The organism is Streptomyces humicola (assembly GCF_024436035.1).
Classification (GTDB): domain Bacteria; phylum Actinomycetota; class Actinomycetes; order Streptomycetales; family Streptomycetaceae; genus Streptantibioticus_B; species Streptantibioticus_B humicola.
In genome coordinates, this window is sequence record NZ_JANFNG010000024.1 from 1 (window position 1) to 14,033 (window position 14,033).

Annotated in this window: 10 protein-coding genes and 2 pseudogenes; 9 read left to right on the top strand and 3 right to left on the bottom strand. The window is 67.8% G+C overall.

The features are described 5' to 3' along the window. Positions 1-294 precede the first annotated feature (294 nt). Together NGB36_RS24360 and pntB are read left to right on the top strand one after the other, a co-directional pair. Positions 295-1,854 (top strand): Re/Si-specific NAD(P)(+) transhydrogenase subunit alpha, encoded by a 1,560-nt coding sequence (locus tag NGB36_RS24360; RefSeq protein ID WP_255922604.1) that lies wholly within the window; start codon positions 295-297, stop codon positions 1,852-1,854. Between the two features lie 6 nt (positions 1,855-1,860). Beyond that, complete coding sequence (gene pntB / locus NGB36_RS24365) at positions 1,861-3,324, top strand: Re/Si-specific NAD(P)(+) transhydrogenase subunit beta (protein WP_255922605.1); 1,464 nt, start codon at positions 1,861-1,863, stop codon at positions 3,322-3,324. Positions 3,325-3,438: 114 nt separating this feature from the next. Here pntB and NGB36_RS24370 read toward each other — a convergent pair whose 3' ends face one another. Together NGB36_RS24370 and NGB36_RS24375 are read right to left on the bottom strand one after the other, a co-directional pair. Further along, the gene (locus tag NGB36_RS24370; RefSeq protein WP_255922606.1) at positions 3,439-3,588 is read right to left on the bottom strand and encodes a hypothetical protein; all 150 of its coding nucleotides are present in this window, start codon (positions 3,586-3,588) and stop codon (positions 3,439-3,441) included. After that, entirely contained in the window at positions 3,585-3,818 is a 234-nt protein-coding gene (locus tag NGB36_RS24375; RefSeq protein ID WP_255922607.1) for a hypothetical protein, read from the bottom strand. The genes NGB36_RS24370 and NGB36_RS24375 overlap by 4 nt, the downstream gene beginning before the upstream one ends. Positions 3,819-4,132: 314 nt before the next feature. On the opposite strand from NGB36_RS24375, the gene NGB36_RS24380 reads away from it, so the two are divergent. The 4 genes and pseudogenes from NGB36_RS24380 to NGB36_RS24390 all read left to right on the top strand — a co-directional run bounded on the left by NGB36_RS24380 (position 4,133) and on the right by NGB36_RS24390 (position 9,990). Beyond that, a complete protein-coding gene (locus tag NGB36_RS24380; RefSeq protein ID WP_255922608.1) occupies positions 4,133-4,501 on the top strand; it encodes a WXG100 family type VII secretion target in 369 nt (122 codons plus the stop codon). A 41-nt stretch (positions 4,502-4,542) separates the two neighbouring features. Beyond that, a complete protein-coding gene (locus tag NGB36_RS24385) occupies positions 4,543-5,193 on the top strand; it encodes a hypothetical protein (RefSeq protein WP_255922690.1) in 651 nt (216 codons plus the stop codon). 138 nt (positions 5,194-5,331) lie between these two features. Next, positions 5,332-6,612, top strand: a pseudogene (locus NGB36_RS33885) (DUF6531 domain-containing protein); the annotation flags it as partial. A gap of 96 nt (positions 6,613-6,708) precedes the next feature. After that, on the top strand, positions 6,709-9,990 hold the full coding sequence (locus tag NGB36_RS24390) for an RHS repeat-associated core domain-containing protein (RefSeq protein WP_505016749.1): 3,282 nt from the start codon (positions 6,709-6,711) through the stop codon (positions 9,988-9,990). Between the two features lie 480 nt (positions 9,991-10,470). On the opposite strand, the pseudogene NGB36_RS24395 reads toward NGB36_RS24390, so the two are convergent. After that, positions 10,471-11,028 (bottom strand): annotated as a pseudogene (locus NGB36_RS24395) (serine/threonine-protein phosphatase); the annotation flags it as partial. A gap of 240 nt (positions 11,029-11,268) precedes the next feature. Here NGB36_RS24395 and NGB36_RS24400 point away from each other — a divergent pair. From NGB36_RS24400 to NGB36_RS24410, 3 genes are all read left to right on the top strand, one after another. Beyond that, entirely contained in the window at positions 11,269-12,549 is a 1,281-nt protein-coding gene (locus NGB36_RS24400; RefSeq protein ID WP_255922610.1) for a serine/threonine-protein kinase, read from the top strand. A gap of 293 nt (positions 12,550-12,842) precedes the next feature. Next, positions 12,843-13,049, top strand: a complete 207-nt coding sequence (locus NGB36_RS33210; protein WP_269470540.1) for a hypothetical protein — start codon at positions 12,843-12,845, stop codon at positions 13,047-13,049. An 82-nt stretch (positions 13,050-13,131) separates the two neighbouring features. Then, positions 13,132-13,908 (top strand): rhomboid family intramembrane serine protease, encoded by a 777-nt coding sequence (locus tag NGB36_RS24410; RefSeq protein ID WP_255922611.1) that lies wholly within the window; start codon positions 13,132-13,134, stop codon positions 13,906-13,908. The last annotated feature ends 125 nt before the right edge of the window (positions 13,909-14,033 follow it).

Sequence of the window (14,033 nt, forward strand, 5' to 3'; positions counted from 1 at the left end):
GGGCCGCAGCCAGCCCCGACGCCGTCGCATGACTGTCAGAACGTCGAAAGTCGAGTGAACGATCCTACTCGCTGCGCTACTCAAGTCAGGGCGAACCGGAACCTTTCCGAGCCCAGCAGGCAGGCAGAGCGACGCCCCGGTGACTGTCGTGCTCCGGGGCTGGAGTGAAACTTGTCACGGCGTTGCCCCATCGGCGTGCTGACGCGGGGCGTGTAGGTTCATGCGGCAGAGGGTGAGGATGTCCCTTCGATTGCAGATCCCCCGTCAACACCTCCTCGATGAGAGACGCGAGATATGTCTGCACAAGAACCCGTACACCGCCTGCCGCAGCGCATCGGTGTCGTCGCCGAGTCCACACCGGGGGAGACTCGTGTCGCGGCGACTCCTTCGACGGTTCGGTTGCTGCTTGGACTCGGCTATGAGGTCGTTGTCGAGTCGGAGGCCGGCGCTGCCTCTGGCTTCAGCGACGAGGCCTACACGGAGGCGGGGGCGAGTGTCGGCGAGGCCTGGGCGGCGGATGTCGTGTTGAAGGTCAATGCGCCGTCGACCGGGGAGATCGCCAGGCTGCGTGACGGCGCGACCCTGGTGGGCCTGATTGCCCCGGGGCAGCGGCCGGAGTTGCTGGAGGAGCTCTCCGCGCGTCCGGTCACCGTGCTCGCGCTCGACGCGGTGCCGCGGATCTCGCGGGCGCAGTCGATGGACGTGCTCAGTTCGATGGCGAACATCGCCGGGTATCGGGCGGTGATCGAGGCTGCCCACGTCTTCGGACGCTTCTTTACCGGGCAGGTCACCGCTGCGGGCAAGGTCCCTCCGGCGAAGGTCCTCATCGCCGGTGCCGGTGTCGCCGGGCTCGCCGCCATCGGGGCCGCGTCCAGTCTGGGCGCGATCGTGCGGGCCACCGACCCGCGGCCCGAGGTCGCCGACCAGGTGAGGTCCTTGGGCGGCGAGTATCTCGCGGTGAATGTCGCCCAGGAGGCGAGCACCGACGGCTATGCCAAGGCGACTTCCGACGACTACGACCGGGCTGCGGCCGAGCTCTACCACGAGCAGGCCCGGGACGTGGACATCATCATCACCACCGCGCTGATCCCCGGGCGTCCCGCCCCGCGTCTGGTGAGCGCCGCCGATGTGGCGGCGATGAAGCCCGGAAGCGTCATCGTCGACATGGCCGCCGCGCAGGGCGGCAACGTCGAGGGCACGGTGTCCGGTCGCGTCGTGGTCACCGACAACGGTGTGACCATCATCGGCTACACCGACCTGGCGTCCCGGCTGCCCGCCCAGGCCTCGCAGCTGTTCGGCACCAACCTGGTCAACCTGCTCAAGCTGATCACGCCCGGCAAGGACGGTCAGCTCGTCCTCGACTTCGACGACGTGGTGCAGCGAGCCGTCACCGTGGTCCGAGAGGGCGAGATCACCTGGCCGCCCCCGCCTGTCGCCGTGTCGGCCGCTCCGGCCGCCACCCAACCGACGGCCTCCACAGCGAAGCCGGAGCCCAAGCAGCCGAAGCTGACGCCTGCGGCCCGTTTCGGCCTGATTGGCCTCGGCATGCTGGCGACGTTCCTGCTGACTGCCTTCGCCCCAGCCCAACTCGCCGAGAATTTCACGGTGTTCGCGCTCGCGGTGGTCATCGGCTACTACGTCATCGGCAAGGTCCACCACGCCCTGCACACCCCGCTGATGTCGGTGACCAACGCCATCTCAGGGATCGTCGTGATCGGTGCCCTGCTGCAGATCGGGCATGAGAGCTCGATTGTCACCGCGCTGTCTTTCGTGGCGATCCTGCTGACGAGCGTGAACATCTTCGGAGGCTTCGCCGTCACCCGCCGCATGCTGTCCATGTTCTCGAAAGGCTGAGCCGAGATGACGTCCACGACAGCCTCCCACGCGGCCGACCTGGTCGCGGCCCTGCTGTTCATCCTCAGCCTCGCCGGTCTGTCCCAGCATCGGACCTCACGCGCCGGCGTCGTCTACGGCATTGCGGGGATGGCGCTCGCCCTGGCCGCCACGATCGTGGTCGCGACGCAGAGCATCACCGCCGGCGCGATCGCGCTGATCGTGCTCGCGATGGCGGCCGGCGCCGCGATCGGCCTGTGGCGGGCACGGCGCGTCGAGATGACGCAGATGCCCGAGCTCATCGCGGTTCTGCACAGCTTCGTCGGCCTCGCGGCCGTCTTCGTCGGCTGGAACAGCTACCTGGAAGTCGAGTCCCACGGCTCGGCGCAGACCCGGATCGCCGCCGACCTGCTCGGCATCCACCACGCCGAGGTGTTCATCGGCATCTTCATCGGCGCGGTCACCTTCACCGGCTCCATTGTCGCCTTCCTGAAGCTGTCCGCGCGGATCAACTCCCGGCCGCTGGTGCTGCCCGGCAAGAACGCCCTCAACCTCGGTGCGCTGACCGCCTTCGCGGCGCTGACGGTCTGGTTCACCATCAGCCCGAACCTCCCGCTGATGGTCGCGGTCACGGTCCTGGCGCTGGCGCTTGGCTGGCACCTGGTGGCCTCCATCGGCGGCGGCGACATGCCCGTCGTCGTCTCCATGCTCAACAGCTACTCCGGGTGGGCCGCGGCGGCAGCCGGGTTCCTGCTCGACAACAACCTGCTTATCGTCACCGGCGCACTGGTCGGCTCCTCCGGCGCCTACCTGTCCTACATCATGTGCAAGGCGATGAACCGCTCCTTCCTGTCCGTCATCGCGGGCGGTTTCGGCATCGAGGCCCCGTCGAGCGGCGCCGAGGAGCAGGGCGAGCACCGCGAGATCCGCGCCCAGTCGGCGGCCGATCTGCTCACACAGGCCCGGTCGGTGGTGATCACCCCCGGCTACGGCATGGCCGTGGCCCAGGCCCAGCACCCGGTCGCGGAGCTGACGCGGCAGCTGCGCGAGCGCGGCATCGAGGTCCGCTTCGGCGTTCACCCCGTCGCCGGGCGTCTGCCCGGCCACATGAACGTGCTGCTGGCCGAGGCGAAGGTCCCGTACGACATCGTCCTGGAGATGGACGAGATCAACGACGACTTCACGGACACGTCGGTCGTGCTGGTCATCGGTGCGAACGACACCGTCAACCCGGCGGCGACCGAGGACCCGGGCAGCCCGATCGCGGGTATGCCCGTGCTGCGGGTGTGGGAGGCGGAGCAGGTCATCGTCTTCAAGCGCTCCATGGCATCCGGTTACGCGGGCGTGCAGAACCCGCTGTTCTTCCGCGAGAACAGCAGCATGCTCTTCGGCGACGCCAAGCAGAGCGTCGAGGAGATCCTGCACGCCCTCAACACCGACGCCGAGCGCGGCTCCGCACCCGCCGCCCAGCAGGCGACAGTGGCGGGGTAGCTACTCGCCCCCGATAAAGGGTTCGGGCTTGTGTGAGGGTCGGTGTTGCACACGGTGCTGTGCCGCCTGCTTGCATGCCCCGGCCGACACCGGCACCGCAGCGAAACCTCCACATCAGCGGTCCAAATCCGGGTTTTTCACGCCGGACAGGCGCAGGGCGAGGATCTCCGTGTCCTTGTAGCGGTCGCTCATCGGTAGCAGCCGCAGCGCGGCGAACGCGTTGGTGACGGTCAGGTAGCGAGGCGAAGCAACACGAGTGCTCATCCTGCCGCACCACCGAACAAGCCCATGAGCTGTATGGATGACATTCTCGGCAGGCGCAGGGTTCGGGAAGGCGGGGGCCGGTCGGCGCAGAAGTTCTGGAAGCGGTAGCGAGCGGTGGAGATCGCGGCGCGGTCGGGGCCGACGTGGGCGTGCTTGGCAGTAGGGCGGAGCAGATCGCGCAGCAGTTCCTTGGCCTGCCGGGCTTGGTGGATCTGTCGGCCGCAGGTCACGTTGCTGGATCGACTTTCGTGACGTCATACTATAGGTGGGGCAGGCAGGCCAGTTGAACGTCTTAAGGGGGACTGTGCGAAGTGAAGCGGCATCGCCGCTGGCACAGTGTCCGCGGTGCCGGCACCACGGGTCGTCGGTGCCAGCACCGCAGCGGTCGCGGTGCCGATTCCTTTCGCGAGCCTTCCCGGCTGTCCGATCACTGCGTGAGGGGCGCTGTTGCCCATCGTGCTCGACTGGGCCTGCTGCGTGGACAAGAACCGGTAGCCATTCCTCTGGAATTGTCGACCGGCCAATCAGAACGGCGAATCGGACTATGACACAGGGGTCCACACCCGCTCCGAACGGGGGATCCGACCGGCTGAAGGTCGATCTTGACGGGCTGGAGCAGTTCGCCTCCACGCTGGAGTCCATCCGCAAGACGATGGACGGCACGCGGAAGCTGTTCGACGCCTACGCCGCCGACTTGGGATCAGCCAAGGTCGCAAGCGCGTTGGACGACTTCGACAGCAACTGGCACGACGGCCGCCAGGAGATCGACGGCAAGCTGCAGAGCCTGTCGAAGACAGCCGACAACGCCGTCAAACAGTTCCGCCAGACCGACACCAAACTGGGCAGCGAGGTGGAGAAATCCACACACCAGGAAGGCGGCAAGCAGAACGGTTCGGAAGGCGGCACGAAGTGACCTCGACGCCCCCTGCGACGCCTTCGCCCTCCGTGCGGGTGATGCCCGTCGAGCGCGGCGGCTTCACCATCACCGTGCCGATGTCGTGGTGGGAGTTCGACATCCACCCCGCCACCCGTGAAGCCTCCATCCGCCGCCTGATGGGCCAACGCGTCCGCGAGAACCCTGCCCTCGCCGAGCACCGCAGCACGCTCTCGAAGTTCCTGAACAGGGCCGCGCGTCAGGCCTACGACTCCGGCGCTGTCTACATCGGGTGCATGGCACAGAACTTCGGCGCGATACCGCTGACGGCGACCGTCACCGTCTCCGCAGTCGGCGCTCGGACGCCCGACGGCCAACTCCTGCCCACCGACCCGGCCTCCATCGCGGCCGGACTGCACGAGAAGACCGCCCGGCGCGAAGGCGACCCGTGGCGGAAGGTGACCGCCGTCGAGATCCCCGACGTCGGTCCCGCCGCGCGCACCCACGGGATCGAAGACGTCGAAGAGCCCGGGGGCGGCCGCGCCATGCGCACAGTGCTGATGCAGACGTTCATCCCCATCCCGGACCAGCCGGAACGGGTCGCGCTGGTGTCCTGCAGCAGCGGAGTCCTCGACCTGGCCGACTCCTTCTTCGATATCTTTGACGCGGTCACCTCAACGTTCCGCTTCACCCCCGCTACGGACCAGGGCCGGGGACGAACCCGGAGATGAGCCCGGGGACGAAGCCAGAACCGAGCGTGAGGACTGACGCGGCACACGTACCCGGCCACCGCCGGCACGTGGACATCGGTCCAGTCAGATTCGCCGTTTCGAAATGTCTGAACGGTAGTTGAACCACAAAGTCACGAGGGTGGGAACCGCATGGGTCGGCCGGCGGACTGGTACGCGTTGGACCTGGACAAGGACCCGGTACCGGGCGATCCCTACGAGGTCAAAACCCTGGCGAAAACCCTCGGCGACTTCGCCGACGACGTCGCTACCGCTCTGCGCTCCATACGCGGGCTGGCCGGGGACACCGCCCTGCTGGACTGGGTCGGACTGTCCGGCGACGCCTTCCGCAAGCAGTACGGGGACCTCCCCAAGGACCTCGACAAACTCGAGAGCTCCTACCGCATGGCCAGCGGCGCCCTCGGCAACTACTGGCCCCAGCTCCAACACGCCCAGTCCCAAGCCGACAAGGCCCTCGCCGACGCACAGGACGCCCGACAGCAACTGACCACTGCCAACTTCCAGTTGTCCACCGCGAACGACTGGGTCGCCCGGGCGAGTACCGAGTCGCAGCAGTACCAGCAGGGACCCAAGCCCAACACCCCGCCACCGGACCCCGGGAAGGTCCAGGCAGCCGCGCAGAACGCCGCCAACGCGGCGCAGGCAAAGACCACCGCGCAGAACGCCGTCAACTCCGCCCAGGACAAACTCAACGCCGCCAAGCAACTCGCCGCCGACGCAACCGCCCTGCGCGACCACGCCGCCGACACCTGCTCCCACGCCCTCGGCGAGGCGTCCAACGCCGGCATCCACAACAAGAGCTTCTGGCAGAAGCTCGCCGATTTCTTCGTCCACGCTTGGCACGAAATCGTCGCCATCTGCAAGGTCATCGTCGCCGTCCTCGGCGTCGTCGTCCTGATCATCGGCGGACCGCTGGCCTGGGTCGTCGCCGCCGCGGCTGTCGTCGTCCTCGCCGACACCGTCGTTAAATGCATCCAAGGCAAAGCCAGCCTCTTGGACGTCGCATTCTCCGCGCTCGACTGCATCCCCATGGTCAAGGGCCTCACCACCGTCGGCGGCCTGTTCAAGATGGCGAAACAGGCCCCCGGACTTCTGCACAGCGGCGGAGCGCTGGAGCACATGGCCAACGGCATTCGCGATGCGGGTGACTTCATGCGCCAGAGCGGCCGCGGCATCAAGAGCCTCTTCACCTGCGGCGACCCGATCGATGTCGCCACCGGCGAGATGATCATGTCGGCGACCGACGTCTTGCACGACGGCGTTCTTCCCCTTGTGCTGGAGCGGCACCACCGCTCGGCGTACCGTGGCGGCAAGCTGTTCGGCCCGTCGTGGGCGTCCACCCTCGACCAGCGGTTGTGGATCGACGACCAGGGCGTGCGGTTCACCACCGCCGATGGCATGGTGCTGTACTACCCGGTCCCGGAACCGGAGACGGACATTCTGCCGGTCGAAGGCCCGCGCTGGCCGCTGACCTGGGACGGCATCGCGGGTGGCACGATGACGGTGGTCCAGCCGGAGGCCGGCCGCACCCTGCACTTCGAGTCGCTGCCAGACCGCGGCCCCGCTCAGCTGTGGCTCGCGGCTGTCAGCGACCGCAACGGCAACCGCATCGCGTTCTCCTACGACGACGAGGGCAACCCGGCGCAGATCACCCACGGCGCTGGATACCGCGTGGGCGTGGAGGTTGTTGATCGACGGATCGCCTGCTTCCGGCTGCTCAGCGATCCCGGCGAGCCTGTCCTGATGCGGTACGGCTACGACAGCTCGGGGAACCTGAGCGAGATATCCGAGTCCTCCGGACCGCCGTCGAAGCTCACCTACGACGGGCGCCGCGTCACCTCGTGGGAGGACCGCAACGGCACGTGGTACCGCTACGAGTACGACGAGAACGGGCGGTGCGTCCGGACTCCGGGGACGGACCGGATCCTCGATTACACCTACGCCTACGACGAGGAGTCGCGCACCACCAGCGTCACCGACTCGCTGGGCAACACCAGTACCTACGAGTTCAACGACGCGTACCAGCTCATACGCCACACCGACCCGCTCGGCAACGTGACGGTACGCACCTGGGACCGCTACGACCGCCTGCAGTCGCTCACCGATCCGCTGGGGTACACCACGTGCTACACCTACGACGCCGACGGCAACGTGGTGGCGGTACGCGACCCGGACGGCAGCCTCACCTCGATCGAATACAACGACCTGCGACTTCCGGTGGGCATCACCCAGCCCGACGGCATGGTGTTCCGGCTCTCCTACGACGCCAACGGCAACTGCACGTCCGTCACCGACCCGCTCGGAGCCGTGACGTCGTATGCCTACGACGAGCGCGGAGCCCTCACCTCGGTGGTCGATGCGCTGGGCACCGTCCAGTGCACCGCGGTCAACGACGCGGCCGGGCGTCCCCTGGAGATGACCGAAGCGGGCGGTGCCACCATCCGCGTGGTACGCGACGCGTCCGGACGCATCGTGAAGACCACGGACGCGGCCGGCGCCAGCACGCGCGTCACCTGGACCGCCGCTGGTCGGATCGCGCGGCGTGAACTGCCGGATGGCACGGCCGAGACCTGGTCCTACGACGCCGAGGGCAACCCGGTCGAACACCGAGCTGCCGACGGCCGTGTGTCGAACTACGAGTACAACCCGTTCGACCTGTGCTCCGCCCGTACCGACCCGGACGGCACACGCTACGAGTTCGAGTACGATACCGAGCTGCGCCTGGTATCGGTCACCAACCCGCAAGGCGACCGCTGGAGCTACATCTACGACGCCGCGGGCCGGCTGGTCACCGAGACCGATTTCAACGGCAGAACGCTCCGCTACGCCTACGACGCCGTCGGCCGGCTGGTCGGACGCCGCAACGGTGCCGACGAAACGTTGAGCTTCACCCGGGACATCCTGGGCGCCGTCGTGGAACAACGCAGCGCCGACGAGGTGACCACCTACGCCTATGATGGTTCGGGGAGGTTGCTTCGTGCCTCCAACTCCCACACTGTCATGGAGTACGAGTACGACGGACTGGGCCGCACGACTCGCGAGTCGGTCAACGGCCGCAGCATGACGTACGCCTATGACGCCCTGGGGCGCGTCGTCGAGCGCCATACGCCGGGCGGAATCGTATCCACCTGGACCTACGACGCGGCTGGACGCCCCGAAGCGCTCTCCAGCGCCGGCTACGATCTCCACTTCGCCTACGACGCCAACGGCCGTGAGATCGCCCGGACTTTGAACTCGGGTGTCACTCTCACCCAGGCGTGGGATCGCACCAATCGCCTGACCGCGCAGTCGGTCACTCACGGACCGGACGCGGTGCGCCCACTCATCCAGCACCGTGAATACGCCTACGGCGCCGACGGCTTCATCACCGAAATCAAGGAACTCACCACCGGAACACGCCGGTACGACCTCGATGCCGCAGGTCGCGTCACGGCCGTTCACGCTCGTGACTGGAGCGAGACGTACGCCTACGACGCCGTGGGCAACCTCACCCGAGCAGTGACGCCCGACGCGAAGGCGGCCAACGCGGCAGACGCCGCTTCGACCGCTGACACATCGAGGGAATCGACCGGCACCCTGCTTCGCCGCGCGGGCCGGACCTCCTTCACATATGATGCCCAAGGCCGCGTCATCCGATCGACCAAACGTCTGCTGAACGGCCAGACTCGCACCCGGTCCTTCACCTGGAACGCGCAGGACCAGCTCGTTGGGACGGTCACTCCCGACGGCACACGCTGGCGCTACCTCTACGATCCCCTCGGCCGACGTATAGCCAAGCAGCGCCTCGGCGACGGCGACACGGTCACGGTGGAGCTTCGGTTCACCTGGGACGGCAGCCGCCTGGCCGAGCAGACATCGAGCGATGGACAGACCACAACCTGGGACTACGTCTTGGGCACGCACCGGCCGCTGACGCAGGTCGACCGAGATCTGAGCCAAGCCGAAGTGGACCTTCGGTTCCACGCCATCACCACCGACCTGGTCGGTACGCCAACTGAACTTGTCTCGGTCGAAGGCGAGTTGGCCTGGCATCACCGGACCACTCTCTGGGGCGCCCCAGCCCCCGATCCGACCGCGGATGCGGTCGACTGCCCTTTGCGCTTCCCCGGTCAATACGCCGATCCGGAAACCGGCTGGAACTACAACTACTTCCGGTATTACGACCCGAACACGGCCCGTTACGCCACGCCGGACCCACTCGGCCTCGTGCCCGCCCCCAACCACCACGCCTACGTCGAGAATCCCCTGGCGTGGATCGACCCCCTTGGACTCGCCCCCTGTACCAGCGTGAAGTACGGCACTTTGACCAATGGCGCCGGCAGCTCCATGAAAGCCGAACTGCACCCCAACTCCAACTTGAAGGGGTCGTCCCCGACGGTGAAGCCCTCCTGGTGGCCGACGGGGAGCGGGGCCACAGCGGCCTGGTTCCAGAAGTACATGGTGCAAGGACATCTGCTGAACGAAAAACTCGGCGGGCCGGGGAACACCCTGAGCAATCTGACCCCGTTGACGAAGACTGGAAACCTTAACCACCTCAACCTCGCCGAATGGAATGTGAAGAAGGAGATTGCGGCGGGCAACGTGGTGGAGTACGAGGTCGCGGCGCACTACGGGAAGGTCACCGGGGCGCAGTTGGGGGCCACTGGTCACGTTGCCGCCGACATCGATCAGAACTACTCGTCGCTGATTCCTGAGTTCCTCTCGTGCGACCTTCAGGTGTATGACAAGCAGGGCAAGTGGTTGTACGGCGAGAACTGGCAAGTGCACAACACGAAGTGACGCCAGTATCCGGACGCCGACGAGCACGACCTGGATGCCGGCGTCGCGCAGGATCTATCGAAGTTCCGGTCAAGCGCCTCCTCCAGGGCGCCGCCGCCGACCACGTCCTCAACCCGCGGCGGTCGACAACCCTGACCTGGTCGCCTACTTCGCCCGCCTGGGAGCCGAACGCCGTCGGCAGCACGCCCGCACTCCGTCCGCGGACGACGACTCTTGCCCCGGTGGGCAGGTGCCGACCCTCTGCCGCCCGCACACCGTCGAGGGCGTCTCTTGAACATCTCCGCCTGTCTGGTCTGTCTCATCGTGTTGATCTCCGCCATGCTGGGCGTGGCCAAGATCCTGGCCCTGGGCCGATGCCTGAGCTGGCTGCCCACGTCGGCCTCACCACCGCGGCCTACCGGGCATCGGTGCGCTGGAACTGGCAGGCGCCATCGGCGTGGCCCTCGGTCCGGTCACGCCACTGTGCGGAGGCTTGGCCACGCGCCGCGCATGGCGGTAGGCGCCGATGGCGATGGTCGCCATCGCGGCGGTGTCCAGGTCACGGCCCATCGCGTCGATCACGGCCACGTGCAGGATGTTGTCGTTGAGGGCGTAGTCGAAACTGTCACCGGCGACGCGATAGGCGGGCTCCAGGAAGCCTGCCGCCTTGACCTGCGGCACGGACATCGCCAGCGGTGGCAGCAGGCTCCACTGGATCTCCGCGGACACGCTCATCGGCTCCCTGCGCCGGGCCTGGAAGAACTGGTCGGTGTAGGCGTTCTTGGTGACCAGCAAGTCGGCGACCAGGCCGGCGAGCCTGCCGAGCAGGCGCCGGTCGTCGTCGCCGACGGCATCCAGGGTGAGAGCCATCACCCCCATCTGGTCGCTGCCGTCCAGCACCGGCAGGTACAACCGGACGTCGCGGGCCCGCGGCACCTCGACATCCTCCGCGCGCAGGCAGGCCCGTCCGGCGGGGGAGTCGGCCACCGGCTCGGGCTGGCTGACGTGCAGCTTCTTGCCTGACAGCGGCACCAGCAGCTCCTGCGCGTAGTCCTGGAGCTCTCCTCGTCCATGGCCCGGTTCGCCACTTCTCGCCCGCCACCACCCCGGACACCGTCTGTCCACAAGATGGCGCGGGACGCACGCCCGAGCGGCTCATTACGCCAATGCGCGGCATGGCGGCCCACGCTGTCCGCGTCGTTGATGGCGGTGGCGAAGATGACGGGTCCATGTCGAGATCCTGCGTAGTGACCTTGTGTGAGAGACTCCTCTGCGGTCGTCGCGGGAGGGAGTTGGGACGTGCTGATCGCGGACCGGTACCGGCTGGAGGAGGTGCTGGGCAGTGGCGGGATGGGCGAGGTTTGGCGGGCCTTGGATGAGCTGCTGGGGCGGTCCGTGGCGGTCAAGCTGCTGTCGGTCCACAACAATGACGAGGCCGCCGTTGCACGTTTCACGATGGAGGCCCAGACCGCGGCGCGCTTGAGCCACCCGAACACGGTGGCCGTATATGACTTCGGCGCCTTTGATGGTCGGTTGTACTTGGTCATGGAGCTGGTTGAGGGATACAGCCTGGCGACCGAGATTGCCGCGTTCCACCGACTGGATCCGCAGCGCGTCGTCGACCTTGCCGCGCAGGCTGCCGCGGGACTGGCCGCAGCCCACCAGCAGGGCATCGTGCACCGGGACATCAAGCCCGCCAACCTGCTGCTGAGCTCGGACGGCGTCGTGAAGATAGGTGACTTCGGGATTGCCCGATTCGCCCACGACGCCACGGCCGGAGTGACCAGCACCGGCCAGATCATCGGCACCAGTTCCTACCTGTCCCCGGAGCGCGCGCTCGGACGCCCATCCGGGCCACCAGCGGACATGTACGCAGTCGGCTGCGTGATGTACGAAATGCTCACCGGCCGGCCACCGTTCCGTGCCGATACCGCGGCCGCGGTGCTGTACCAGCACGTCGAGGCCGCCCCCACCGACATACGCCAGCCCCGGCCCGACGTCCCCGAGCCGCTGTCCGCGCTGATCCGTCACCTGCTGGCCAAGGACCCCCAGGCCCGCCCCACCGCCCCGCAGGTCGCCGCCTGGCTGGCCACCCCTGCCTGGCAGACCGGCCAGCCCCCAGCCCCCAGCGGCCGGAGCGAGGAGCCCGACTCCGCGGAGGGCGCTACCCGCCCGCTTCCACCACCGGCATCCCCACGGGCGACCGGGCCACTACGGCGCCGCCGTCATCTGCTGGCCGGGGTCGGGGTGGCCGCCGCAACGGCAGCCGCCTTCGGCCTGTCCACAGCGTTCGACAGCACAGGCACACTCGCGCCGCAGCAGAGCACTGCCCCTCCGAACCCCACCCCGACCAAGACGGTTGCCACTGCAGCCGCCACCTCACCTCCCGCAAGGGCGGCGAGAGCGGTGCAGCCCGCCATCGACCACAACCGGAAACCCACCGCCAAGAAGACCCAACCAGCCCCGGCTCCGCACGCGCGAGCCAAGAAGGCCGCCGCAGGTCCTCCGCCAGCCAAGAAGGCCGCCGCAGGTCCTCCGCCAGCCAAGAAGGCCGCCGCAGGTCCTCCGCCAGCTTCTTGACCACTTTGCCAAAGAAAACGATCACCGCCGATCAAGCGGAATGCCGACCTGTACTGGCTCCCGGAACTGCTCCGCGATGACGGAACCGACGATTCCCGCTACACCGACCAGGTGTTGCACATCGCCGCCGCCTACGCGCCGCCGACCAACCCGTAGGCGCGGGCGGAATGTTTCGCGCGCCCACTTGGCAGGCAGCGATCGCCATCTCCTTCGCCCGCGTCCAGATCAGAGGCCCTTACCAATGAGGCGGCGACGGCCCCGCCCACGGGGCTACCGCGTTCGACCGCTCAGGGCTGACCCAGACCGCCTACGCCGCAGCCGGCATCCGCCTGCCGCGCGTGGCCCAGGACCAGTACAACGCCGGTCCCGTATTCCCGACGAACCCGAGCGCTGGCGAGCCGAACCTGGTACTCGACTGCCGCACATCCCACTCGCCGAGGGCACGGACGCAGGCTCCTCGACCCTCGATCTGGTACGCGGTGGACGCCACGTGCTCCTGATCGGTCGACAGGGCCGAACCTGGGAGGAGGATCGGATGCCGGTGCCGGTGCCCGCTACAGCGACCAGGAGCGGAGCCCCCCGATGAAGCCCGCCACGCATCCCCAGTACCCGCAAGGGAGTCCGCAGCCCGGTGCGCAGGTCCCGTGGGCCGGTCGACCGGCTCGGTTCGGGTGGCAGCGCACCCCGTGGCTGACGGGGGTGGTGTTGCTGGTCACGGCGATCCCCAACGTGGCCCAACTCGCGGTACCTGGGCTGGAAGGTCGGTGGGATCGTTCGCCCGCTGAACTGCACGGCGAGCGGTGGCGGATCGTCACGGCGTTGTTCGTGCAGGACGGCGGGGTGCTGGGCACGATCTCCAACCTGGGCTTCCTGGTGGTGATCGGCGCTCTGGCCGAACAGGTGCTGTCCCGTCCACGCTGGCTCGTGCACTACTTCGGGGTCGGCATGGTCTCGGGACTCATCGGCGACCTGTGGCAACCCGTCGGTGCCGGCAACTCCATCGCGATCTGCGGCTTGACAGGGGGTGCCGCGCTCGCGCTGTGGCGCGCGGATATCCGACTGCCCAGCTACACGCCCCAGGCGATTCTCATCTGGTGTGGCGCACTCCTGGCCACCTTGTCCCACGCCCTGTACGCACCCATGATCATCGCCGGTGTGATACTCGCCGCCGGGACACGCGCCGCCCAGGAGAAACACAAGCCGGTCCAGCGGGCGACCACTCTCGTCGCCGCAATCACCGCGGTCGTGCTCACCGCCGCCACCAACATCCACGGCCCCGCGCTGCTACTCGGAGCCATCCTCGGCACCCTCACCACCCAGACACGCCGGCAGCTCCGGCCAACCCCATCGCGGCCTTGATCGCTACTCTCCAACTGTCGCGCCGCTTCCCCCACTACCCGAACCAATCGCCATGCCAGCGCAGATCAAGGATCTTGAGGTCCGGCGACGAGACCGCCTCGGAGGAACCCTGCACGAGTACCAAC

Excerpts from the sequence above, each read along its gene's own strand:
- NGB36_RS24360 (WP_255922604.1), top strand. The coding sequence starts at position 295 with ATGTCTGCACAAGAACCCGTACACCGCCTGCCGCAGCGCATCGGTGTC.
- pntB (WP_255922605.1), top strand. The coding sequence starts at position 1,861 with ATGACGTCCACGACAGCCTCCCACGCGGCCGACCTGGTCGCGGCCCTG.
- NGB36_RS24370 (WP_255922606.1), bottom strand. The coding sequence starts at position 3,588 with ATGAGCACTCGTGTTGCTTCGCCTCGCTACCTGACCGTCACCAACGCG.
- NGB36_RS24380 (WP_255922608.1), top strand. The coding sequence starts at position 4,133 with ATGACACAGGGGTCCACACCCGCTCCGAACGGGGGATCCGACCGGCTG.
- NGB36_RS24385 (WP_255922690.1), top strand. The coding sequence starts at position 4,543 with ATGCCCGTCGAGCGCGGCGGCTTCACCATCACCGTGCCGATGTCGTGG.
- NGB36_RS24390 (WP_505016749.1), top strand. The coding sequence starts at position 6,709 with ATGACGGTGGTCCAGCCGGAGGCCGGCCGCACCCTGCACTTCGAGTCG.
- NGB36_RS24410 (WP_255922611.1), top strand. The coding sequence starts at position 13,132 with ATGAAGCCCGCCACGCATCCCCAGTACCCGCAAGGGAGTCCGCAGCCC.